The organism is uncultured Tenacibaculum sp., assembly GCF_947494125.1.
GTDB lineage: Bacteria > Bacteroidota > Bacteroidia > Flavobacteriales > Flavobacteriaceae > Polaribacter.
In genome coordinates this window covers 25,633-48,463 of record NZ_CANLTU010000013.1, presented here as the reverse complement: position 1 = coordinate 48,463, position 22,831 = coordinate 25,633, and the positions used below count along the sequence as shown (strand labels likewise).

Sequence of the window (22,831 nt, the reverse complement as noted above, 5' to 3'; positions counted from 1 at the left end):
AAACCATATATTATATTAAAACTTGTTATTCTTTAACAAGTTTTTTTATTTAACAGTAATTATAAAAAAACAATAAATTTAAGGCATAATAATTGATGATAATATAAAAATTAAAAAATATTATTATGAAAATTAAAATTTACTCAGTTCTGTGTTTTTCTTTTATAGCACTAACTATTTCAGCTCAGAAAAAAAACATTACTACAACAGAAAAAAACAAACCTTTAGTTATAATTGCTCCTGAAGGGAAACTTAAATCTAATCAACTTGTTTTAAATTTTCTAAAATCAGATTCAAGGTTTAACTCTTTGCGATTAAAAAAATTGATTAACAATCAAAACAATGTAGGCTATAATGACTATGAAGATATTAATATAAAAATTAAGGAAATACCAGGCCAAGCCGTTCCTGTAAGAACTTTCGTTAAAATTTATTTAGATAATGAATTAATTTTAGATAGTGGCTTTAATAGACTACATGTCTTAAATGACTTAAGAATGAAAAAAGTTAAAAAAATTAGCAGAAAAAATGTAAGCTCTGGAAAAGAAATTTACATTTACACATTATAATCTTTTTATAAAAAACCTCGGGAAATAATTCTCGAGGTTTTTTTATGGAATGATTTTTTGACGATTTTTAGAAAAATTTACTATGAAAAAAAACTACATTAAAATAGCTTTATTGCTATTTTCAACTATTCTAGCTGCTCAAAAATCAAAACTTAATAATAATTATATAAGTTATTTTGAAAACACAAGAGAGATTCCTTTTTTACATCTTAATAAAACTTCTTTTTTAAAAGGTGAAGAAATTTGGTTCAAAGCATATATACAAGAACAAAATTCTCAAAAATTACATCCTACTACCACAAATCTTTATGTTTCTATATTTGAAGAATCTGGAAATCTAAAAGACCAACAACTTATACATATTAAAGAAGGTATGGGTTCTGGAAGTATTGATATAGATTCTACTTATACAAATGGTAATTATTACCTAAAAGCATCCACTAATTGGATGAAAAACTTTAAAGAGGACAATTCATTTAATCAAAAAATAAAAATAATTTCTTCTTTAAAAAGCACAAAAAAACTCACTAGAAATAAAGGAAATTATGAATTTAAACTATTTCCTGAAGGTGGTCATATTATAGAAAACACCAATAATAATCTTGGAATATTAATAAAAGATTATACAGGAAAATGAACAAAAATATATAAAAGCATACATTGAAGGTATTTCAGAGCAAGGGAAATTACTTTCGAAAGAAAGTATTTTAAAATAATTTATTTTTGGTATAAAATTTGATACTTATTCTTAATAAATTAAAAAATATTATTATGAAAATTAAAAACTATTTTATTATTGGAATTTTTCTTATTTCTATTTCAGGTAAAGCTCAAGAATTATTAAACAAAAATAATACTGAGACTTTTGAGACTATAAAAATTAGTGAAAAAACAAAAAAAAATCTACTATTACTTGATTTTTTAAAAAGCGATTCAAGATTTAATAATAATAAACTAAAGAAGTTAATAAAACTTCAACTAAGCTCTAATAACAATTCATATAAAAATTCCAACACTAGAGGAAGTAGGAATTTTGGGAATGGGACCACTAGTATAACTAAAATATTTCTTAATAATGAACAAATTCTAGGAGAAGGTATCAATAGACTTTACGCATTAAATCAACTAAGAATGAAAGACATAGACAAAATTAACCTATCTAATGTTAGTTATGATCCCGAAATTTATATTTATGAAAAATAATTAAATACAATTAAGCCTTCAGTAGTTTACTGGAGGTTTAATTATATATCTCTGGATTAGGATAAAAAGAAGCTAGGGAAAACCATAAACCAGTTACTGAGTCATTTCTTAATAATTCTCTCCCTTGCATTGGTCCTTGAATAACCTTACCATTAATTGACCATTTATTTCCTAAATTATCTATAAAAAAATCTTTTTCTCCTTTGTATGAATAGCTAAACTCCAAATTAGTTAAATCGGTAGGGATCTCAAATGATTTTATCACATTTTTATTTCCAACTAATAATATTCTTTTTCCATTAAAATTATCTTTAAAAACATTGCCGCCTTCAAACGTTTTAAATCGATATGCCTTTAGTAAATCACTGGATATTACACCATGCACTCTCTCTTTTTTAGGTAACCTAGTATCTAATGGCGATACAGGGAAAAATAAAAAATCATCAGAATCTAAATAACCTCCGTATGGATAGTTCTGATAATTTCTTGCAAAACCCTGATTATCTGATAAAATCTTTGTCTCTGGATACATTAATTTCCATGTTTCCCAATTAGTCTCTACTATTTCTATTCTTGTTGGTTTCTTTCCTAATTCACTACCATTAACACATTCTAATTTCATTTGAGACCAATTACTATTAGTTTCTCTATCATATAGTATTAAATTAGAATTGTATAAAAGACCCGAAACACCAAATTTAACAGGTTTTCCCAACTTAGAGTATTTCCACGCAAAAGCTGTTCGAGTTAATGGACAGTAATTAATCGTAATTTTTTCTCCATTAAAATCATCATTTAAAACCTCATGCCAATCCATAATCCTATGTGGGTACGCTCTAACTTCTGTTCCTATTTTTAAACCTATTACAATATCGTCATTTTGCATATAAGTACTAACTGTAGCATCTTGTCCTGATAAAAAAACTGGAGAATCTATTGAAGGAATTCCATCTTTACCTGCTCCATCGTAAATTTCATCTAATGGAATAGACCACGACTTAAAAGTTGAATTATTATTTCCTGAATTTGTGTTACCATTATTATTCCCTCCATCGCTTATATTGGAGTTATCATCTGATGAACAAGAAGTTATCAATAATAATATTAATAAAATTAGATTATACTTCATTTTTACTGAATTAAATTTACTGCTTTTTTATTCTTTTTCGAAAATTGAATTGAAATCCCTGTATTAATCCTATAAGTCGGTGTCAATTGAATTCCATCTACATTAGCATAAAGAGGTACTTCTAAACTTGTTGAAAAATTAATTTTCGGTGTTATTTTCAAAGAGAAATTTGGATTTATAAATAACCAGTCCCCTCCTGTATTCGCTATTTTAGTGTTATTTAATTTATCTGGATAAGCTTTCCTATACTTGAAAGATAAACTCGGGTTAATAATTTGCCCCAAAAACAAAAAAGAATCAGAAACACCTATAAAACCTTGAATTTCATTTCCAAATTTGTATTCATTAACCTCTTGATATTCAGAATTAACTCCTGTTTTTCTATAAGTTAACCTTCCTATTACATTAGTCGTTCTTCTAAAATTAAATCTTTTTATAAATGTTGATGTAAATAAGATATCAAAGGAATTACTACCTGGTTGTAAATCTGCATTTAATCTAATTCCTAAATCATTTACTTCCTCTGTAGATCCTATTGGAATTTTACCCCCTATCCCTGTTATTAAACTATAATTTTTTTTATTTAAAATCATATACCTCAATAATAGTACTCCATCTCCGATTCCTGAAGTTTCATCTAAATTTAAACTTGATAATCCAGTTATTTCTCTTTTCTGATTAACCCAACTTATTAAGCCTTCCACCAATAATCTCTCTGTTATATTATAACTAAAATTAAATAAAATTGAATTAGTTATTCTTAAGCGAGAATTATCTTGTAACTTTTTACTTCCTTCATTTAATGTATTCAAATTATTATAATCGTAAAATACACCAAATTGAGACCCTCCTTTTTCTAAAAAAGGTAAACCTATGTTATTTGACAATGGTACACCACCTGAACAACAAGTTTGTGAATATACTGTATTAAAGAAAAAAATGGTTATTAATGAAAATAAGAACCTAATCAACATAACACTATAGTTTATTAGTTTGTCGATTAGATTTCAATTCCTTACATGTAATAATAGAAGTGTTAAATTTTACGTTCTACTACATAATCAATCATTTGAAGTAATGAACTCTTATATTCAGATTCAGGAAAATTATTCAATATTGCTAATGCCTTATTTTTATAGTCATGCATTTTAGCAGTCGTATACTCTAAACCACCATTATCTTTTACAAAAGCTATAATCTCCTTAACTCGTTTTTTATTCGTGTTATGCTTTTTGACTGAATTAATCAACCAAGATTTTTCTTTTTGCGAGCAATTATTTAAAGTATAAATTAATGGGAGTGTCATTTTTTGCTCTTTAATATCTATACCGGTAGGCTTTCCAATTTTATCCTCTGTATAGTCAAATAAATCATCTTTAATTTGAAAAGCAATACCTATGTATTCTCCAAACTTTCGCATTTGTTGCACTGTTTCATTATTTGCCCCTACCGAAGCCGCCCCAATACCACAACAAGCTGCTATTAAAGTTGCTGTCTTTTGACGAATAATTTCAAAATATATTTCTTCTGTAATGTCTAATTTACGTGCTTTCTCTATTTGTAAAAGCTCGCCTTCGCTCATTTCACGAACTGCAATTGAGATTAGTTTTAATAAATCAAAATCTTCATTATCTATTGATAATAATAATCCTTTTGATAATAAAAAATCTCCTACTAAAACAGCTATTTTATTTTTCCAAAGTGCATTAATTGAAAAAAAACCTCTTCTTCTATTGCTATCATCTACAACATCATCATGAACCAGCGTTGCTGTATGAATTAATTCTACTACAGATGCTCCTCGATAAGTACGTTCATCAAACCCTCCGTTAGAAACCATTTTTGCAACCAAAAACACAAACATTGGGCGCATTTGTTTACCTTTTCTACGAACTATATAATACGTAATTCTATTTAATAACGGTACTTTAGATAACATAGAATCTTTGAACTTAGTTTCAAAGAGTTCCATTTCTTTAGTTATGGGAAGTTTTATTTGCTCTACTGGCTTCATTAATGTTTGATTTCCAAAATCAAAGACCAAAAGTAACGAAATATATTAAGATTCCATCACTCTAATTCGTTTCAATCTACTCCAAGCTTTTTTATGTCTTCTCTTGTATATTGACATTGTTCCTCTATCTAACCCAAAATAAAACAAACTAATACCTAAAGGAGGATTTGCACTAGGTAAAAAGTTAAATTTATTAAACGCTATCTCTGGCCATTTCCAACATTCAAGACCTGTTCCAATAAATTCTATAATAGCAATTACGCAATACATTGTTAAGTAAAACAATCGCTCATTAGGGTGTTTTCTCAAGAAGAAAAAAACCAGTATTGTGCATAAAAACCCAAAAACATCTTTTTTAAACAGTAAAAAATAAAGAGAAAAAAGTATGATTAAAATTGAACAAACTAATTCTATCGTTTTTCTATTTTTTTTGATTTTTGACTTTCTAGAGAAATAATAAACAAGTACAAAAACAATAGCGTGTCCTGGCGGAATATAATGTGGAATATTCCCTAAACGATAAGCATACATTCCTAAAACTATAGAAAATACATACTCCCCTATTATAGCTATTAATAAAGCATAAATAAGTTGTTCCTTTGTTCTTTTATTTGCTTTTAAGTATAGAAAAACAAATACCAGAATTACTCCTGTATTGTTTATCCATTGCGCATTTTTATAAAAATTTTCAGCTACTGGTTTACTATCTATAAATAAACCTAAAATAAGAATAAAGAATAACCAACCTAAAGTTTGTAAAGTTTGGCCTAAAAATGTTTTAGAAAAATACAAGTTATGATTTATTTGCTAATTGACCACAAGCTGCATCTATATCTTTTCCTCTAGAACGACGTACGTTTACAACAATATCATGCATTTCTAAATTTGAAATATAATTATTTATTGCTGCTGGACTTGCTTGTTGGAATTCGCCATCATCAATAGGATTGTATTCTATTAAATTAACTTTACATGGCACATAACTGCAAAATTTTATTAAAGCATTAATATCTTCTTTCCTGTCGTTTATTCCTCCCCAAACAACATATTCGTAAGTAATCATTCTTTCGGTTTTCTCATACCAATATTCCAATGCTTCTTTTAAATCTTTCAAAGGAAAAGTTGCATTAAAAGGCATAATTGATGTGCGCACCTCATCTATTGCCGAATGCAATGAAACTGCTAAATTAAATTTCACCTCATCATCTGCCATTTTCTTTATTATTTTAGGCACTCCTGATGTAGATACAGTAATACGCTTAGGTGACATCCCTAAACCTTCTGGGGAAGTAATTTTATCAATTGACTTAATTACATTATTATAATTCATCAAAGGCTCTCCCATTCCCATAAACACAATATTTGAAAGTTTTCTATTATAGTATAATAAACTTTCTTTGTTTATGGCTGCTACTTGATCATAAATCTCATCTGGATTTAAATTACGCATTCTTTTAAGTCTTGCAGTTGCACAGAACTTACAATCTAAACTACATCCTACTTGACTTGAAACACACGCCGTTGTTCTTGTTTTTGTTGGTATTAAAACCGATTCCACCACAAGACCATCGTGTAAACGAACTGCATTTTTTACTGTCCCATCTTTACTACGTTGCATGTCATCAACCTCTATATGGTTAATCACAAAATTCTCATCTAGCATTTGACGTGTTACCTTTGATAAACTTGTCATATCATCAAATGAATGTGCCGATTTATGCCACAACCATTCATACACTTGATTCCCTCTAAATGCTTTATCTCCATTTTTAACAAAAAAATCACGAAGCTCTTCTTTTGTTAATGCACGTATGTCTCTTTTCTTCACTTTCATCGGGTACAAAAATACACAAAACCTCACAAGTAGTCTTGTGAGGTTTTGATTTTAGTTTTATTCTATTTTTATAAAATTAACATCGCATCTCCATACGAGTAAAATTTATATTTCTCTTTAATTGCTTCTTGGTATGCTTCCATCATAAAATCATGACCTGCAAATGCAGAAACCATCATTAATAATGTTGATTTTGGTGTATGAAAATTTGTTATCATACAATTTGCAATGCTAAAATCGTAAGGAGGAAAAATAAATTTATTAGTCCATCCTTCATATGAATTTAACTTGTTTTTTGAAGATACTGACGATTCTACTGTTCTCATTACAGTTGTTCCAACTGCACATATCCTTTTTTTCTTTACCATGGCATTGTTTACCATATCCGCACTGTCTTGAGATACTATTATTTTCTCAGAATCCATTTTATGCTTCGATAAATCTTCAACCTCTACTGGGTTAAAAGTACCTAAACCTACATGTAATGTAGTTTCTGCAAAATCAATTCCTTTAATTTCTAAACGCTTCATTAAATGTTTAGAAAAGTGTAATCCTGCTGTTGGTGCCGCTACAGCTCCTTCATGCTTTGCAAAAATTGTTTGGTAACGATCTTCGTCCGATGGCTCTACTTCACGCTTAATATATTTAGGTAATGGTGTTTCACCTAATTTTATTAATTTCTCTCTAAACTCTTCGTACGGCCCATCAAATAAAAAGCGCAATGTTCTTCCTCTTGATGTTGTATTATCAATAACTTCAGCTACTAGATTTTCATCGTCGCCAAAGAATAACTTATTTCCAATTCTAATTTTTCTAGCTGGATCTACTAATACATCCCATAAGCGATTTTCAGCATTCAATTCACGTAATAAAAATACTTCAATACGAGCTCCAGTTTTTTCTTTATTCCCAAACATACGAGCTGGAAACACTTTTGTATTGTTCAACATCATTACATCTCCTTCATCAAAATAATTGATTAAGTCTTTAAACTTTTTATGTTCAATTTTTTGAGTATCTCTATGTAACACCATTAAACGTGACTCATCTCTATGCTCTGATGGGTACTCTGCCAATAGTTCTTCGGGCAATTCAAAACTAAAATTTGATAATTTCATCGATTATATTTTCTAAACGTGGGCAAATATACAATTTCGACATAGGCCTTGTCAAGTGATTTACTGTTTATTTTACTTCTACTGTTTTTATACCTACTTGCTTCATGTCTTTCCAAAAGTTTCTGTATGACTTTGTTACTACTTCAGCTTCTAAAATAGTAATGGGTATTTTTAATGCTAAAGGAGCAAATGCCATTGCCATTCTATGGTCATTATATGTTGCTATTGAAACATTCTCATTTGTCTTTTCCGATGCTTTTAAATGTAAACTTTCGTTAGTTACTGTAATATCTGCTCCTAATTTAGTTAACTCTTCTTTTAAAGCTTCTAATCTGTCTGTTTCTTTTATTTTTAAAGTATGTAAACCTGTTAAATCACACGCTAATCCTAAACCAAAACTAGTTACCGCTATTGTTTGTGCTATGTCTGGTGCGTTTTTTAAATCTTCTGTTAGGATTTCAGAACTAGTTTCTTTCTCTTTAGTTAAAGTAATTGAATTTTCTTCAAACACTGTTATAACTCCAAAGTGCCTATAAATTCTAGCCAAACAACTATCTCCCTGTAAACTATCTTGCTTATATGCCGACAATTTTACTGAAGAACCTATTTCACTCAAAGCTATTAATGAATAAAAATAAGAAGCGGAACTCCAATCAGATTCTACAGTTATATTTTGAGGCTGAATATCTTCTTTCGACTTAATACTAATAATGTTTCCTTCAAAACTTGCTTCAACACCTATTTGATGCAACAACGTTAAAGTCATTTTTATATATGGAACTGAAGTTATTTTTCCTTCTAATTGAATTTCTAATCCGTTTTCAAGACTTGAAGCTATTAACATTAATGCTGAAATGTATTGACTACTCACATTTCCATTTATAGATACTTTATTTTTCACTAATTTTTTACCTGTAATTTTTATTGGTGGATATCCTTCTTTTTGAAGATACTCAATATCCGCTCCTAAACTACGAAGTGCTTCTACCAATATTTCTATTGGACGATTGTGCATTCTTTCTGATCCTTGTAAAACCTTCACACTCCCTTCTTGAGTTGCAAAGAAAGCTGTTAAGAAACGCATTGCTGTTCCTGCATGTCCTATATCTGCTATTTCATTTGTAGAAGATAATGCTTCTTGTAAATGATGTGTATCATCTGAATCTGATAAATTATCTATAGCAATACTTGGAAATAATTGTTGTAAAATTAGCAGTCTATTGGATTCACTTTTTGAACCCGAAATTGTTATTTCTGATGCTATTTTATTATTCTCTTTGGTTTTTAGATGTAAGTTCATACAAACTATTTCATTTTTTTATTTACTATATACATTCCATACAAAACACTAACTGTTAATTTTGTAAGCCAAAAACGGACCCATTTATTTTCTGAAAAATTAATAGTATTTACTGTTTCAAAATCTAAAGTAAACAAGGCTCCTCCACTATTTACTATTAATGAAAATAGTGTTACAAAAATTAAGAATGGAATACTTACCTTTAAAACATTAATCCAGAAAATTCCCTTTTGTATATTCTTACCGAAACTCATTTATTTTAGTTTTTCATTATTATGATGACGATCATGATCGCGTTTTGTTTTTATATCTAACTTCTTATCAAAAGCTTCTTGTAAATTTACTCCTGTTTGGTTTGCTAAACATAAAACAACAAACATTACATCTGCCAACTCTTCTCCTAAATTTTTATTTTTATCGCTCTCTTTTTCACTTTGCTCGCCATAACGACGCGCAATAATTCTTGCTACTTCACCAACTTCTTCTGTTAATTGTGCCATGTTTGTTAATTCGTTAAAATAACGAACGCCATGATTTTTAATCCAATCGTCAACTTGTTTTTGAGCGTCTTGTATATTCATTTGTTTTGTTTTGACATTTTTAAAAAATCAAATATAAAATTTTTGATTACTTATTAATTCGCCATGGCGGATTTTTTCTATTCTCTCCTGCTTTAAATAAAATTAGTTTGTTTCCATCTGGATCTAATAAATGTGCTTCTCGCCATAACCATGTTTGATCTTTTGGCTGTTGCAAAAACTCAATTCCTTTCTTTTTAAGGTTTTCTACTAACTCATCTAAATTTTCATCTTCAAAATACAAAACAATTCCATTTTTTTCTGGCAAAGTTTCAACTTGATGTATTGAAAATGTACTATCTCCATCCGGAACTTCAAAACGAACATATCTAGGTCTTGCATCTACTATAAGATGCAAGCCTAGTTTTTGATAAAAAGCTATAGACACTTCTACATTTACTGAAGGTATAGTTACTTGGTTTAAGTTCATGCTTTTACTTGTTCTTTTTTTATAACTTTTATTAATATTGATAAGAAAAACAACCCGATTAAAGACATTAATGTAATAACCCACCATGTGTTATCGAAGCCTAAAGCATCAACCATTTGCATTCCAGAGTTATGTCCGAAAATATGTGCCGCAGAAAAAGCAATACTATAATATGCCATATACTCTCCTTGATTTCCTTTTTTTGCTCTTTCCATTACAAAAGCGTTAGAAAACGGAAAAGCGATCATTTCTCCAATTGTCATCAATAACATTCCTACAATTAAAACTCCAACCCATCCTGTTAAGTTTAATACTAAAAAACTTATTCCTGTGAGTAATAACCCTACAAACATTAATCGTTCTTTAGAATATTTACTTTCTTCTAACCATTTAATTAATGGCATTTCTAATATGAAAATTAAAAATCCGTTCATACCCATTATTAACCCTATTTCTAATTCTGACAAATGATGTGCATCTTTATAATACAAAGGTATTGTTGAGAAATATTGCAAGAACACAAATCCGAAAATAAACATTGCTACAAAAAACACCCAGAACGCCTTATCTGAAAAAACTGAAACTGGATTCTCTACTTTTACCTCATCTACTACTTTTGATTTCTTAGGGTTTAAAACATTTATAAGTAAAAAGGTTGCTAAAATACAAGTAACCCCATCTACCCAAAACAGTCCATTATATCCTAATGATGTAATAATTATTCCTCCTACTGCTGGTCCTGCTGAAAAACCTAAGTTGATAGCTAAACGTATTAAGGTTACCGAACGTGTTTTGTTTTCTGGTTTACTATATGCACTTAAAGCAACAAACATTGCAGGTCTAAAAGTATCGGCAACTAACATTACTAAAAATATACCTACACAAAATCCTGTAAATGTTGTTATGTATTGTAATGCTATAAATAACAAACCTGTTAAAAACAAGCTAGTTTTCATCACTTTATAAAAACCAATTTTATCTGTTAGCTTTCCTCCTAACCAAGATCCTATTACTGATCCTAGCCCAAAACAAGTCATTATCCATCCTACATCTTTTAATGTAAAATCCAAACTCTTTGTTAAATACAATGATAAAAACGGAATTACCATTGTACCTGCTCTATTTATTAATGTTATTAAAGATAGCCACCAAACTTCACTAGAGAGGCCTTTAAATGTGTTTAAGTAATTAAAATATAATTTTTTCATAGTTGTTGTGGTTTAGTTATTTGTGATTTGTTTAAAAATAAAAAGTCCGACTGTGAAGTCGGACTTTTTATAATTGATATATTTTATATTTAAATAATCATAATACATAAATAGCCCGACATCTTCCGTATCTCACGGTAGACTTACACTGCTTATATGTATTAAAAATTGTCATTTTATTTCTTAATTGAGGTGTAAAACTATAAAAAAAAGAAATAGGTTTTACAAAAAAGATTTTTAATTTCATTTTTATATTCGTTCTAAACAATTTAAAGTCAAAAACTAAGTATCATTCTTTTCTTCTAAAGGAGCCTAAATTTATTTAAAAGGTATATTTATACCATTCGTCGATATAAAAATACGCTTAACCTTAAATCAGATTTATTTTTTACAATGCTATACTATCTTTGAAGTATAAATGAAACATAAAGTAAATCTCGCCGAACAGATAGAGGTCACTAAAAAGAAACATTTATAAAGACTTTAAAAAATATTAATAACCTTAAAACCGTTATCGCATTATTCTATTTTTATTAAATCGCTAAACCTACTACTTTACGATTTTATACAAAACTGGTTTACTTGGACTGGCATCGTTTTCAAAAGGAGCTACCATTAAGTTTAAAAAATAAGTACCATCTTTTATAGCATTCGGTACAAATATGAACTCTGTAATTGTAGCTCCCATTCTTAACTCTTCTTTAGTATTCCAAAAAGCATTGTGTGCTAACAATTTTCCTTCATCTTTTTCTTTATCTACAGAAGGCAAATCTATTAACAAATGTTCTATATTATTTCCCCTTAAATAAACTGCAGCTTCTTCTGCTAAGTATGGCGGATTTGTATTTGAATAACGTTTCGATTTTTTATCTAATAAATTAGGCAAGGTTCTAATTACAACCGCTTCTCTTTCTTTATTTCCTAATGCTTCTTGTACCTGTTTTTTAGTAATTAATAAATCTTCATTAGCTTGTAATTCTGGCGCTACAGTTATCACTTCTGCCAAAAAGAAAAACTGTTTTAAATTTTTATTTATTGAATGCACTTCTTTTGTTATATGCCCTACACATTCGGTGTGTGTTATATGTGCATGTGGATTAAATGCTATATTATTAAAATTAACATCGGCTCCTTGTGCAACACTACCTGTCCAATCTCCTGACTTTACAGGCGAAATTTCTGGTTCTTCCAAATACCAAGCATTTATACTCTCTTTAGTTACATCTATTGGTATTGATATATCCAATGGTTTTGAGAAATCTATTTGATACTTTCCTGATTTGTGTTGTATTTCTGCAATCATAATTCTGTTTTAAACTATAAATAATTCGGAAGCCAATCCATCTGCTAAAAACTTTCCTTTCTGTGTTGTTTTTAAGATGTTATTTTCTATTACTAACAACCCTTGTTTTATAAATTTCTCTGACGAAACTAACAATTGTTCTTTAAAAACAGGTTCTATTTTTTCTAAAGACACCCCCCAAATGGTTCGTAAGCCTGTCATTAAATATTCATTAAATCGATCTTCTTTAGTTAACTCCTCTTTCTCATTAGGCAACTTCCCTAACTGAAGTTCTTTTATATATTTAGCATTGTTAGATACATTCCAACTTCTATGCGTTTCATTAAACGAATGTGCCGATGGACCTACCCCAATATATTTCTTTCCTAGCCAATAAGAGGTATTGTGCTTTGAAAAATATGTAGGTTTTCCAAAATTTGATATTTCATAATGTACAAATCCGTTTTTAGCTGTTTCTTCCATTAAAATATCAAAATGCTCTTTTGCTTCTACCTCATCTGGTGCTGGGTATTTTCCATTCTTCACAAAACTATCTAAAACAGTTTTTGGTTCTACCGTTAAGGCATAACTTGATATATGATTGATTCCAAAATCAAAGGCTATTTGTAAATTCTCTTTCCAGCGTTCGTTACTCATATTTGGAACTCCGTAAATTAGATCGATTGTAATATTATCGAAATAACGAATTGCCATAGACAAACATTTTTTTGCTTCCTCTGAATTATGTGCGCGATTCATACTTTTTAAATCTTCTTCAAAAAAAGATTGCACACCTACACTTAACCTATTTACTGGCGATTCTGCTAATTCTAAAATTTTAGCTTCCGTTAAATCATCTGGATTTGCTTCTAAAGTAATTTCTGGATGCTCTGTTACTTTATAATTTTGATGTATTGTATGTAATAGTAATTCAATTTCTTTGGCAGACAACAAAGACGGAGTTCCGCCTCCAAGATAAATGGTCTCTATAGTTTCTTTGGCTAACTCTTCTTTTCGAATCTCCAATTCTTTTACCATGCAAGTAATTAATTCTTCCTTCTTTTTTAATGATGTAGAAAAATGAAAATCACAATAATAACATGCTTGCTTACAAAACGGGATATGTAGGTAAATTCCTGCCAAATTAGTTTAGTAATTTTTTATCTATTTTATAAAAAAATATAAATTGTTCTAAATTTTCTAATTCAGAAGATTCGTCTTTACTTGAAAGAGTATAAGTTGAATCTATTAATTTTATTAAATCAGGTTTAAACTGTTCTATTTTTTTATAAATAGCATCTACTTTAATCAACGTTTTCATATAATCATAATTCCCTTTATTTAAATTATTAAAAGAATTATGACTACTATAAAAATCAGGGAAATTTCTAACTAATTTCACAATACTTTCGAAATTATTAGTTTTGTCATCTATGTACTGATTAAATGATTCTTCATCATATTCCTTCCAATATTTCATAACTGCTTTATTAAATACATTTAAAGTATTATGGAAAAAAGGAGCTAAGGATTTTAAATATTTTTTTTTAGCTTTCTTAGAAATCAATTCATTCAATTTGTTTCTAATATCTTTATGCTCTTTAAATTTTCTTGTAAAGTGACAGAGATCTTCTATTTCTAATTTACTCGCTAAATTTAATGTATCGTTTTGGTTTTTAGATTTATCTATTTCAATTGCTATTAATTCAACAATTCTTGATTGATAAGTTAAACCAAAAACATCTTTCTCGCTTTCTGGTAGAATATCTAAGTTTGAAAATAAAAAATTATAAAAAAACTCGTTACTTAAACCTTCTTCTTTAATTAGACTCTCTAAAACATCATAAAAACGATGTACCTTATTACTAACATCAGTTTTAATACTCAAAAGATTTTCTTTTAACTTTAGTGCTTTTTCATCAGTAATATTTTTATAAACTAACTTTTTTTTAAATTCAGAGACTTTACCTACCGTGTGATAAGAAAAATATTTCTCAAAATGATTAGGAGAGTTTATTCTTAATTTTTCATCAATTGATTTAATATAAACTTGATCATTCCTTAATCGTTCTTTTGTAATTCGATGATAATGAGGATAAAGCAAATTAACAATATCTCTAGAACTACCTTTAAGTATTTTATATTTATTTCCAATACCATCTGGTTCACCAAATAAATCATTAATAGTTATGAGTTTTTTTTCTAGGTTAGAGAAATCATAATTTTTAATATAATTAAAAATTACATTATAATTTACTTTCAAATATTCTATCCAGAATAAATCTCTTAAATTAACTTCTTCTCCAATAGCAAAAGCACTCACAAAAAAACTATTAAAAACTCTTATTACTTCTCTACCTCTTTTAAAATAATGAAATCTAAATTCATCTCTTATCTCATTTATCTCTTCTTTTCTATTAGAAAAACTTAAATTATCAATTACTTCTTTAAGTTTTGCATCAAAAAAAAACTTAAAATCTTCTTTTTCTATTTTTGGTAAATGAATTGGAATATTAATTATTTTTTCTAAAAATGCCTCGCCATCTCCAATACTATCTCCATATCTTTTACTTATTGCTTTAGCAACATGATCTTTATCTAAAGCAACTATGTAGACAAAATTATTAAAATTAGCGTTTAATTTTATCAACTTTAAAATAGTATATATTTCATTTTTATCAAGACGATCTATATCGTCTATAAACACAATTATATTATAATTTGATTTTTTTAAGGCTTCGTTAATTTTATCAATTAAAACTTCTAATGTAATTTCTTTACCTACAAAATCTTCTCCTAAAGCTTTCATTATTTCGCTAACATCAAAAGTAGCTCCAACTTTATTTGAAGGACTTAATCCTACGGAAGCAGAAAGTTTTACCGCCTTTGTATATCTACTATATTTTACAAGTTGTTTCCCTACTTTTTGAAGTACGCTATTTTTCTCTACAAACATCATTTTTGAAAGCCCATCGAAAAAATCAAAAAGCATTTCTTCTTCAGTACTATATCTCCAAGGGTTAAAATGATATTTTAAAATTCCATTTTGCTCTTTTTCTTTTTTCCATACATCAATTTGTTTTTCAACTAAATTTAAAAATGATGTTTTACCTTCTCCCCACTTACCAAAAACTCCTATAGTTAAAGGCTCAGGATTATCAGAGCTATTTTGAATTATTTTTTGAATTTTTTTAGCATAATGCTTAAAATTAAAAATATCTTCTTCACTTTTTGAAATAGGGGAACTGCTAATAAAACTCATCTTTTTTCTATTTCTTTACTCTTTTTTCATTCTGTTTCACAAACGCTGCCCAACCTGTGTAATTCTTACCTCCTACTACTTTTCCAGAATTGTAATAATGACAAACTGCTGCTGCCAAACCATCGGTAGCATCTAGGTTTTTTGGTAATTCTTTTAAGTTTAATAAAGACTTTAGCATCAATGCTACTTGTTCTTTACTTGACGTTCCTTTTCCTGTAATAGCCATTTTGATTTTCTTAGGCGCGTATTCTGTTACTGGAATTTCACGAGATAAACCCGCTGCCATTGCCACTCCTTGTGCTCTTCCTAACTTTAACATGGATTGCACATTTTTACCAAAAAACGGTGCTTCTAAAGCTATTTCATCTGGGTTATAGGTATCTATTAATTCTATGGTACGTTCGAAAATTAATTTTAATTTTAAATAATGATCATCATACTTTTTTAAAAGTAATTCGTTCATTTGAACAAATTCCATTTTTTTTCCTACCACTTTTATAATTCCAAACCCCATGATACTTGTTCCTGGGTCGATACCTAATATAATTTTTTCTGTCTTCAAATTCGTTTGTACTTTGCACTAACACAAAACTAATCATTTAATCTTGTTTATAAACCTCGGTATTCAACTATAGAATTACCTACGTACCTTATTTTTTTTTACTAAAACTGCATTTATGATAAACTCTTTATATTTTGTTCCTTAAAAAAGAATTCTTATGCTCATAATTACCCATCTTATAACTTTTTTTTCTGGCGTTTTAATATTTTATTGTTTATTTGAAAAACAAACAATAAAATATTATTAACCAATTTAAAATTAACTATTATGGCTCATTCTTTAGAAATAGAAGGAAATACAATAAACTTTACAGCTACTACTAGTATTCTTGAGGGAAAAAACAACGACGCTGATGTCTCTGGTTATTCTTTTCAAGAAGCTAATGAAGATGGTAATACTTCTACTCATCAATACGAAGTAATAACTTCTACTGCAACTAGTCTTCAAATACAAATTAACCTAACTAAAGGTGATACATTAAATGTTTGGACTAACTTGTTAAAAGACGGTAGTGATCTAGGAGGAGAAGACCCAACTACTCCAAGGGGAACTGAGGTTGTTGTTAAAGGTGACGATATGTAAAAGATATAATTACTTGTATATCTTATATAAAGCAAACTTTTTTTTTAAGTTTGCTTTATGAATTATAAGCCACTTCTTTTCCTTCTTCTTTTCAAAAGTTTTTTAACCTTCTCTCAAACAAGAAAAACTAAAGACAGTATTTTCTTCACAAATGTATCCAAAGTTTCTTCTGAGTTTTTTTCTAGAACTTATTTTAAAAAAGCTTCAATATATTTTTTTGAAAAAAATTGGGATTCAACCTTGGTTTATGCTCAAAAGCAACTAGACAGTCCTAATCAAAATAAACAAATCAAAAACTATTGTTATTTATATAGAGGTATTAGTTTAGATAAAAAAAAGTTATACCAAGAAGCCCTTAATCAATTATCTTTAATCACTAGTGATTTTGTTTTTTTAAATAGAGTTCAAATTTATAAAGGAGCTTTAAACATCAAATTAAACAAATATGAAAAAGCAATTTCTTATTTGAAAGACCTAGAGCATATACCTAAAAGTGAGCTAGCGTCAATTTATAAAGATGATATTTTAAATGATTTAGGTCTTTGTTTTCTTTTTCTAAAAGATTATAAAAAAGCAGAAAAATATTTTAAAGAAAGTTATCAAAAAGAAAAAGACACAAGCAATCTTATAGATAAACAAATAAATATAGCTAATTTATATTACAACCTTTATCAAGATGATATTGCTATCCCATACTTTGAAAACGCATACAAATTATCTGAAAGACTAAAAATAAACAACAATGATCTAACAAAAACTGGATTAAACGAAAAAAAACGTCAAATATACGATCAGAAAAGACTTACTGCTAAAAACATGTCTGTAGTAGAAGAAAATCGCAAAGCTTTTCAGAAAGCATTAAAATACAGAAAAGAATATGAACAATGGAAGGACTCTTTAAATGATCAAAGTAAAATTTATGCAGTTGCTCAAAAAGAAAAAGAATTTGCAGTACAACAAAAACAAAATGAAGTAGATATTTTACAAGTAAAAAATGAGTTACAAGAAACCCAACGTACTATCTTTTTATATGCTGCTATTGGTTTATTAGTTCTCTTAGGAATAAGCCTTTACTTCTATAGAGAAAAAGTAAAACGAAATAAAATTATTGCTAGTCAAAAAGAAGATTTAAATACATTAAATGCTACTAAAGACAAACTTTTTTCTATTGTAAGCCACGATTTACGTTCTTCTGTTAATGCTTTAAAAACAAGTAATGTTTCTTTAGTTAAGAATTTAGACAGTAATAATTTAAGTGCGCTACGTAATTTACTCCAAAATAACAGTGCTATCGTTAACGGTGCTTATGGTTTATTGGACAACCTTTTAAACTGGGCTTTATTACAAACCAATCAAGGTTATTTTAGTATTAGCTCTTTACGTTTGTTTTTTATTACAGAGCAAGTATCCTTTAACTACCAACCTTTATTGCTAGAAAAAGAATTAAGTTTTGAAAATACGGTTTCTAAAAAAGACATTGTTTTTGCAGATCAAGAGTCTTTAAAAATTGTACTACGAAATCTACTAGATAATGCCATAAAATTTTCAAAACCGAATGGCAGCATTAAAATATATACTAGAAACTCTTCAGAAACCTATTGCGATTTAATTATTGAAGACACTGGTTTGGGTATGAGTGAAGCTACACGATTAGACTTACTAAAAGACACTGCTCTTTTAAATAAAAAAGAACATGAAGATGTTATTGGTACTGGTTTAGGATTACAATTATGTAAATCAATGATTCAAAAAAATAATGGAAAATTTTCTATTGAAAGTGAATTAGGAAAAGGCACAAAAATGATTGTATCTTTACCTAAAAATCCTTCGAATGAATAATGTGAATGTTTTTATTATAGAAGATACTCCTGCTGAAAGCGATCGTTTAATTCAAGTCCTTGAAGACAACAATTATACGGTTACCGGATTGGCTAGAAATTTTAAAGATGCTTTAGCTCAATTTTATAAAGTTGATATTGACATTGTGATTATTGATATTTTTTTAAACGGAGTTCCAGACGGAATTACCTTTGCTGAAACTATTAACGCAGTTCCTAATTCTTCTAAGCCATTTGTATTTCTTACTAGTTCTAGAGACAGAAGTATTTTTGATAGAGCTAAACTTACGCAGCCATTTAGTTTTTTAATGAAACCTTTTAACGAGTTAGAAGTTTTGTATGCTATAGAAATGGCTGTTGAAAAATTTTACGCACAAAAAGATGTGTTTTTAGGCGATGATGAAGATACTGTTATAAGCGAAGAGCATTTATTTATTAAAAAAGGTAAATCACTTAAAAAAGTTTTAATAACTGATATTGTTTATATAGATGTTGAAGAAAAATACTGCAATATAATTACCGAAAAAGAAAAATTTGTAATTCTTATTTCGTTAACAAAAATCCTGCAACTGCTAAACAACCCTATTTTTCAAAGAACGCATCGAAACTTCATTGTAAACACCAACCACATTACTGAAATTATTCCTGCGGATAATTTGATCTTACTTACTGGAAATAATAAAGCTACTTTAAGCGAACGTTATAAAGATATTATTAAAAAAGTCCGTACCCTAAAATAGCTTATTAGTTCTTCATATGAGGTTTATCGGATAAACCTTCCTACTATTTTTTTCTGTTTTCATGGAAAAAATACACACTCTCATGCCTTTTTTTTCTCTTCTCCTCTATTTCTACTCTAATTTTAGGTCAGAAATAGAACGCTAGCACATATTATTTCGCTGTTTTTAAATAATTACAATTGTAGAAACCCAACCGTGTTTTCGGTAAATATTATAACTACACTTTACTATTTAACAACTAACCAAACTTAAATATAAATGGAGCAGCAACCATTTTAAAAAACGAGGCGAAATCCGAAAAGCCTTATGAGTAGGAACATATTAACTAAACTTAAATATCATGGGAAAAGGAGCATTTGTAACAGTAGAAAACAAAGGTACAGCATTAGCAAAAGTATATCAAGGAGGAGATAATTGTATGAACGCAACTGGAAATTGGGGTAATTTAATTCCAGCTGGTAAGGATTCAGCAAGAGAATATATCGAAGCACATGCGTCAGGTATACCTTGTTGTTGTGAAGCAAGTACAATTATTTACGGAATTGCAACATTAAACCCAGAAACAGGTGGATTCACACAGGTTGGAACTTTTAGCTTACGTGAGGACGATAATGTATGGTCTTCATCTGGAGCCACTGGACCTATTACTGTTAATTGTACACCTGGAGAACAATATACAATTACTGTAACATACAACAATTAATAAAAAATTTCACGTACGTGACTATTTTGATTTGAAAAGTTAATATGTTCATCATTATATCATCATGAACATATTAACTTATAATACAACAGTTTTCACTAAACTTTTAAATTATGATAGAGCCTTTTGAAAAAATAGTACAACAAGGAATTGATTTACAAACAGGAATCACTGAACTACTAAAACTTGAAAAGCCTTTCCCTGAGCGTTTAGTAAAACGGGTAAAAATAGATGATGTTTTTGCTAAACTAATTTATAGAGCTTCCTCAGAAAAAGAATTAATTCCTAGCCTACTCAAAGTTGGAGTTAAACAAGAAAACAATATTCAACATTCAAACTTTGAATTGGTTAAGAATGGCGCAAAATCTTTCATAAATTGGGGGGTAAGTGGATTTAAAATAGCTAGTCAAGAAGTAGTCGACGAGAGAACATTAATATGTAAAACCTGTCCTTATATTTCGAAAGCTACAGATCAAATAGCTTACAAATTTAAAATTAACGCTAATGAGGATATGAGTATTTGCTCTATATGTGGTTGCGTAATTAGTAGAAAAGTCGCCTTGCTAAATAAAAAATGTCCAAAAAATAAATGGTAAAAAAACTCAATACTTAAATATTATGAATACAAATACAACAACTCAAACAATTTATTTTAAAGGAACAATGGGCTTTGCCCCTAACCTTTTAGCAACAATAGTAAACTTTTCATTATTGGTACATCCAGAAAACCATACCGTAAGTGGAACAGTTACCATTAATGTAGGTACCGATAAGAAAAGCTACACAAGTAAAGTAAGTGGAACGGTATACTCAACTGGACTAGGTGATATCGTAAGAGTTTTAAGCTTAAAAGGAAGTATTCCTTCTGATAATAAATTAACTCCATTACAATTTCCTTTCGAAGCAAACATGGCTTTAAAAGCAGATTGGAATGGTGAAGGTGGATTCACTTTCCAAGGACAGCACGAAGAAAAAGTACCTGTAACGGGGAACATTTTTAATTTATAATATCAATTACAATAAAAACTCTGTGCTAGTTTACTAACATGGAGTTTTTTCACCATTTACTAACCAAACTATACTACACATTATGAGCACATTAAACGTAATATTTAACAAAGGAAACGATGCTACCCAAAAAGATATTTATATTGGTTTTGTTTCAGGAAGCGCTAACAATGAATTTAACATTAGTTATAAAGCTGGGGATTTAGAACCTTTAGAAATTGACATCAAACCATTAAATACGGTTGCAGGTCATGGAAATTGGTATACTTATGAAGAATTAAAGGAAGGTGTACAAATAACTAATTTTAGTGGACGAATTTATGTTTGTTTCAGTCAACCATGGAAAGTATTAGATGCATACTACGAACCTGCTCAAAACATTACTGATGAAAACTTCTTCTTGAGATATGATAAAATGGAGCTTACTTTTAATGGTGCTGCTACCGATGTTGCAGATTTAACAAGTATAGATTATTGGAGTATTCCTATGAAATTAGAAACTTCACTTAACGGAGCAACTCCTGTACAAACAGATTACGGATTAAAACAAGGTGTTTCTACAACTCAGGTATATAATGCTTTAAGTGCTTTAACACAACCTCCTAAATCTGGTTTAGCAAATGCAAAACCTGCTTTGGTTCCTGGAAGTTTTAAACAACACTCAGATCAACCAGGATCTGGATTTGCTAGAATTATAGGACCTTCTTCATATCCTCCAGTAGGTGGAGTTCCAATTACACCATATCATCTTTTTGATTCGTACTTAACATACTTAAATGATAACTTTGGAACAGCTCCTAAAGCAAATGCGGTTTCTATAAATGGATTAGGAAAAGGTGTAATTGCAAATATCGCTGGTCATTTTAACGGTGTAGGACCAAATGTTCCTTCTTCTGGATCACAGAGTCCGCAAGATTATAATTTAACTGCAATTATAGATGATAGTTTAGACATCTCATTAAGTGGAACTGTTGGTGGTAACGCTACTACTATGCTTTACAAAAAAGAAGATTTAATCAACCCGAATGGAATTTATGGAGCCAATGCTATGTTTTCTTTAAATGGAGCCGCAAAACAAAGTCCTGCTAACAATGTTTACGGTTGGATTACTGGAGATTTATTAGCTGGTTTTAATATTGGTGCTATTGGTTCTACCACTTCTATAAACGGAACACAGGCTGGAGCTATGAAAAGTAGTAATTGGTTTAGTAAAATACCAAACACAGAATTATTTGGAAACTTACAAAATAACAAGGGGTATTATAACGAGTATGCCGAAACTTTGCAAGAATTATCTGATGCTTATAACTTTGCGTATTCAGATCGTTTCTCTGCTGTACAAGTTTCTTTAGACCCTGCTAAGGTAAATACGCTTGAGGTTTCATTTTTTAATGTTGAAGTTCCATTATAATACAATACTAACTACAACTTTCATAAAAAACAAAAGCTTGTTTAATTAATAGTTAAACAA

General features: G+C 29.0%; 25 protein-coding genes. 10 read left to right on the top strand and 15 right to left on the bottom strand.

The features are described from left to right. Positions 1 to 125 precede the first annotated feature (125 nt). The 3 genes from Q0881_RS15635 to Q0881_RS15625 all read left to right on the top strand — a co-directional run bounded on the left by Q0881_RS15635 (position 126) and on the right by Q0881_RS15625 (position 1,772). Positions 126 to 569 carry a hypothetical protein gene (locus tag Q0881_RS15635; protein WP_299162285.1) on the top strand — a complete coding sequence of 148 codons (444 nt, stop codon included), beginning with the start codon at positions 126 to 128 and terminating at the stop codon, positions 567 to 569. An 82-nt stretch (positions 570 to 651) separates the two neighbouring features. Further along, the gene (locus tag Q0881_RS15630) at positions 652 to 1,206 is read left to right on the top strand and encodes a hypothetical protein (RefSeq protein WP_299162282.1); all 555 of its coding nucleotides are present in this window, start codon (positions 652 to 654) and stop codon (positions 1,204 to 1,206) included. 134 nt (positions 1,207 to 1,340) lie between these two features. Next, a complete protein-coding gene (locus Q0881_RS15625; RefSeq protein ID WP_299162279.1) occupies positions 1,341 to 1,772 on the top strand; it encodes a hypothetical protein in 432 nt (143 codons plus the stop codon). Between the two features lie 37 nt (positions 1,773 to 1,809). Here Q0881_RS15625 and Q0881_RS15620 read toward each other — a convergent pair whose 3' ends face one another. The 15 genes from Q0881_RS15620 to ruvC all read right to left on the bottom strand — a co-directional run bounded on the left by Q0881_RS15620 (position 1,810) and on the right by ruvC (position 16,489). After that, positions 1,810 to 2,901 carry a DUF3179 domain-containing protein gene (locus tag Q0881_RS15620; RefSeq protein ID WP_299162276.1) on the bottom strand — a complete coding sequence of 364 codons (1,092 nt, stop codon included), beginning with the start codon at positions 2,899 to 2,901 and terminating at the stop codon, positions 1,810 to 1,812. A gap of 2 nt (positions 2,902 to 2,903) precedes the next feature. Continuing rightward, positions 2,904 to 3,875, bottom strand: coding sequence for a hypothetical protein (locus Q0881_RS15615; RefSeq protein ID WP_299162274.1), 972 nt, complete (start codon positions 3,873 to 3,875; stop codon positions 2,904 to 2,906). 62 nt (positions 3,876 to 3,937) lie between these two features. After that, on the bottom strand, positions 3,938 to 4,915 hold the full coding sequence (locus Q0881_RS15610; RefSeq protein ID WP_299162272.1) for a polyprenyl synthetase family protein: 978 nt from the start codon (positions 4,913 to 4,915) through the stop codon (positions 3,938 to 3,940). 45 nt (positions 4,916 to 4,960) lie between these two features. Then, on the bottom strand, positions 4,961 to 5,707 hold the full coding sequence (locus tag Q0881_RS15605; protein ID WP_299162269.1) for a hypothetical protein: 747 nt from the start codon (positions 5,705 to 5,707) through the stop codon (positions 4,961 to 4,963). Between the two features lies 1 nt (position 5,708). Then, positions 5,709 to 6,749, bottom strand: a complete 1,041-nt coding sequence (rlmN, locus tag Q0881_RS15600; RefSeq protein ID WP_299162266.1) for a 23S rRNA (adenine(2503)-C(2))-methyltransferase RlmN — start codon at positions 6,747 to 6,749, stop codon at positions 5,709 to 5,711. 68 nt (positions 6,750 to 6,817) lie between these two features. Next, positions 6,818 to 7,867 (bottom strand): tRNA preQ1(34) S-adenosylmethionine ribosyltransferase-isomerase QueA, encoded by a 1,050-nt coding sequence (gene queA, locus Q0881_RS15595; protein WP_299162264.1) that lies wholly within the window; start codon positions 7,865 to 7,867, stop codon positions 6,818 to 6,820. A 67-nt stretch (positions 7,868 to 7,934) separates the two neighbouring features. Continuing rightward, entirely contained in the window at positions 7,935 to 9,167 is a 1,233-nt protein-coding gene (locus Q0881_RS15590) for a 3-phosphoshikimate 1-carboxyvinyltransferase (protein ID WP_299162261.1), read from the bottom strand. A 5-nt stretch (positions 9,168 to 9,172) separates the two neighbouring features. Continuing rightward, entirely contained in the window at positions 9,173 to 9,421 is a 249-nt protein-coding gene (locus Q0881_RS15585; protein ID WP_299162259.1) for a hypothetical protein, read from the bottom strand. Next, positions 9,422 to 9,748 carry a nucleotide pyrophosphohydrolase gene (locus tag Q0881_RS15580; protein ID WP_299162256.1) on the bottom strand — a complete coding sequence of 109 codons (327 nt, stop codon included), beginning with the start codon at positions 9,746 to 9,748 and terminating at the stop codon, positions 9,422 to 9,424. 46 nt (positions 9,749 to 9,794) lie between these two features. Then, positions 9,795 to 10,175, bottom strand: coding sequence for a VOC family protein (locus tag Q0881_RS15575; protein WP_299162253.1), 381 nt, complete (start codon positions 10,173 to 10,175; stop codon positions 9,795 to 9,797). Then, positions 10,172 to 11,383, bottom strand: coding sequence for an MFS transporter (locus Q0881_RS15570; protein ID WP_299162250.1), 1,212 nt, complete (start codon positions 11,381 to 11,383; stop codon positions 10,172 to 10,174). Before Q0881_RS15570 ends, Q0881_RS15575 begins: the two co-directional genes overlap by 4 nt. Positions 11,384 to 11,933: 550 nt before the next feature. Continuing rightward, positions 11,934 to 12,686 carry a cyclase family protein gene (locus tag Q0881_RS15565; protein WP_299162247.1) on the bottom strand — a complete coding sequence of 251 codons (753 nt, stop codon included), beginning with the start codon at positions 12,684 to 12,686 and terminating at the stop codon, positions 11,934 to 11,936. A gap of 9 nt (positions 12,687 to 12,695) precedes the next feature. Further along, positions 12,696 to 13,808, bottom strand: coding sequence for a radical SAM family heme chaperone HemW (gene hemW / locus Q0881_RS15560; protein WP_299162244.1), 1,113 nt, complete (start codon positions 13,806 to 13,808; stop codon positions 12,696 to 12,698). A gap of 1 nt (position 13,809) precedes the next feature. Beyond that, positions 13,810 to 15,927: a P-loop NTPase fold protein gene (locus Q0881_RS15555; RefSeq protein WP_299162241.1), complete on the bottom strand. Its 2,118-nt coding sequence runs from the start codon at positions 15,925 to 15,927 to the stop codon at positions 13,810 to 13,812. A 7-nt stretch (positions 15,928 to 15,934) separates the two neighbouring features. Beyond that, the gene (ruvC, locus tag Q0881_RS15550; protein WP_299162238.1) at positions 15,935 to 16,489 is read right to left on the bottom strand and encodes a crossover junction endodeoxyribonuclease RuvC; all 555 of its coding nucleotides are present in this window, start codon (positions 16,487 to 16,489) and stop codon (positions 15,935 to 15,937) included. A 267-nt stretch (positions 16,490 to 16,756) separates the two neighbouring features. Between ruvC and Q0881_RS15545 the strand changes: the two genes are divergently transcribed. The 7 genes from Q0881_RS15545 to Q0881_RS15515 all read left to right on the top strand — a co-directional run bounded on the left by Q0881_RS15545 (position 16,757) and on the right by Q0881_RS15515 (position 22,771). After that, positions 16,757 to 17,071, top strand: a complete 315-nt coding sequence (locus Q0881_RS15545) for a hypothetical protein (RefSeq protein WP_299162235.1) — start codon at positions 16,757 to 16,759, stop codon at positions 17,069 to 17,071. Positions 17,072 to 17,128: 57 nt separating this feature from the next. Beyond that, a complete protein-coding gene (locus tag Q0881_RS15540) occupies positions 17,129 to 18,910 on the top strand; it encodes a tetratricopeptide repeat-containing sensor histidine kinase (protein ID WP_299162232.1) in 1,782 nt (593 codons plus the stop codon). Then, a complete protein-coding gene (locus Q0881_RS15535) occupies positions 18,903 to 19,649 on the top strand; it encodes a response regulator transcription factor (protein WP_299162229.1) in 747 nt (248 codons plus the stop codon). The genes Q0881_RS15540 and Q0881_RS15535 overlap by 8 nt, the downstream gene beginning before the upstream one ends. Before the next feature lie 340 nt (positions 19,650 to 19,989). Next, positions 19,990 to 20,352: a hypothetical protein gene (locus tag Q0881_RS15530; protein ID WP_299162225.1), complete on the top strand. Its 363-nt coding sequence runs from the start codon at positions 19,990 to 19,992 to the stop codon at positions 20,350 to 20,352. A 113-nt stretch (positions 20,353 to 20,465) separates the two neighbouring features. Continuing rightward, positions 20,466 to 20,948: a hypothetical protein gene (locus tag Q0881_RS15525; RefSeq protein ID WP_299162223.1), complete on the top strand. Its 483-nt coding sequence runs from the start codon at positions 20,466 to 20,468 to the stop codon at positions 20,946 to 20,948. A 22-nt stretch (positions 20,949 to 20,970) separates the two neighbouring features. After that, entirely contained in the window at positions 20,971 to 21,360 is a 390-nt protein-coding gene (locus tag Q0881_RS15520) for a DUF1842 domain-containing protein (protein ID WP_299162220.1), read from the top strand. An 82-nt stretch (positions 21,361 to 21,442) separates the two neighbouring features. Continuing rightward, positions 21,443 to 22,771: a beta-1,3-glucanase family protein gene (locus Q0881_RS15515; protein ID WP_299162215.1), complete on the top strand. Its 1,329-nt coding sequence runs from the start codon at positions 21,443 to 21,445 to the stop codon at positions 22,769 to 22,771. Positions 22,772 to 22,831 lie beyond the last annotated feature (60 nt).

What these genes read in the sequence shown, in the direction of transcription:
- Q0881_RS15555 (WP_299162241.1), bottom strand. Translation starts at nt 15,927, where the DNA reads ATGAGTTTTATTAGCAGTTCCCCTATTTCAAAAAGTGAAGAAGATATT.
- Q0881_RS15580 (WP_299162256.1), bottom strand. Translation starts at nt 9,748, where the DNA reads ATGAATATACAAGACGCTCAAAAACAAGTTGACGATTGGATTAAAAAT.
- Q0881_RS15620 (WP_299162276.1), bottom strand. Translation starts at nt 2,901, where the DNA reads ATGAAGTATAATCTAATTTTATTAATATTATTATTGATAACTTCTTGT.
- Q0881_RS15625 (WP_299162279.1), top strand. Translation starts at nt 1,341, where the DNA reads ATGAAAATTAAAAACTATTTTATTATTGGAATTTTTCTTATTTCTATT.
- rlmN (WP_299162266.1), bottom strand. Translation starts at nt 6,749, where the DNA reads ATGAAAGTGAAGAAAAGAGACATACGTGCATTAACAAAAGAAGAGCTT.
- Q0881_RS15535 (WP_299162229.1), top strand. Translation starts at nt 18,903, where the DNA reads ATGAATAATGTGAATGTTTTTATTATAGAAGATACTCCTGCTGAAAGC.
- Q0881_RS15530 (WP_299162225.1), top strand. Translation starts at nt 19,990, where the DNA reads ATGGGAAAAGGAGCATTTGTAACAGTAGAAAACAAAGGTACAGCATTA.
- Q0881_RS15610 (WP_299162272.1), bottom strand. Translation starts at nt 4,915, where the DNA reads ATGAAGCCAGTAGAGCAAATAAAACTTCCCATAACTAAAGAAATGGAA.
- Q0881_RS15565 (WP_299162247.1), bottom strand. Translation starts at nt 12,686, where the DNA reads ATGATTGCAGAAATACAACACAAATCAGGAAAGTATCAAATAGATTTC.
- queA (WP_299162264.1), bottom strand. Translation starts at nt 7,867, where the DNA reads ATGAAATTATCAAATTTTAGTTTTGAATTGCCCGAAGAACTATTGGCA.
- Q0881_RS15545 (WP_299162235.1), top strand. Translation starts at nt 16,757, where the DNA reads ATGGCTCATTCTTTAGAAATAGAAGGAAATACAATAAACTTTACAGCT.
- Q0881_RS15515 (WP_299162215.1), top strand. Translation starts at nt 21,443, where the DNA reads ATGAGCACATTAAACGTAATATTTAACAAAGGAAACGATGCTACCCAA.
- Q0881_RS15520 (WP_299162220.1), top strand. Translation starts at nt 20,971, where the DNA reads ATGAATACAAATACAACAACTCAAACAATTTATTTTAAAGGAACAATG.
- Q0881_RS15570 (WP_299162250.1), bottom strand. Translation starts at nt 11,383, where the DNA reads ATGAAAAAATTATATTTTAATTACTTAAACACATTTAAAGGCCTCTCT.
- Q0881_RS15635 (WP_299162285.1), top strand. Translation starts at nt 126, where the DNA reads ATGAAAATTAAAATTTACTCAGTTCTGTGTTTTTCTTTTATAGCACTA.
- Q0881_RS15630 (WP_299162282.1), top strand. Translation starts at nt 652, where the DNA reads ATGAAAAAAAACTACATTAAAATAGCTTTATTGCTATTTTCAACTATT.
- Q0881_RS15590 (WP_299162261.1), bottom strand. Translation starts at nt 9,167, where the DNA reads ATGAACTTACATCTAAAAACCAAAGAGAATAATAAAATAGCATCAGAA.
- Q0881_RS15615 (WP_299162274.1), bottom strand. Translation starts at nt 3,875, where the DNA reads ATGTTGATTAGGTTCTTATTTTCATTAATAACCATTTTTTTCTTTAAT.
- Q0881_RS15585 (WP_299162259.1), bottom strand. Translation starts at nt 9,421, where the DNA reads ATGAGTTTCGGTAAGAATATACAAAAGGGAATTTTCTGGATTAATGTT.
- Q0881_RS15540 (WP_299162232.1), top strand. Translation starts at nt 17,129, where the DNA reads ATGAATTATAAGCCACTTCTTTTCCTTCTTCTTTTCAAAAGTTTTTTA.
- Q0881_RS15575 (WP_299162253.1), bottom strand. Translation starts at nt 10,175, where the DNA reads ATGAACTTAAACCAAGTAACTATACCTTCAGTAAATGTAGAAGTGTCT.
- Q0881_RS15525 (WP_299162223.1), top strand. Translation starts at nt 20,466, where the DNA reads ATGATAGAGCCTTTTGAAAAAATAGTACAACAAGGAATTGATTTACAA.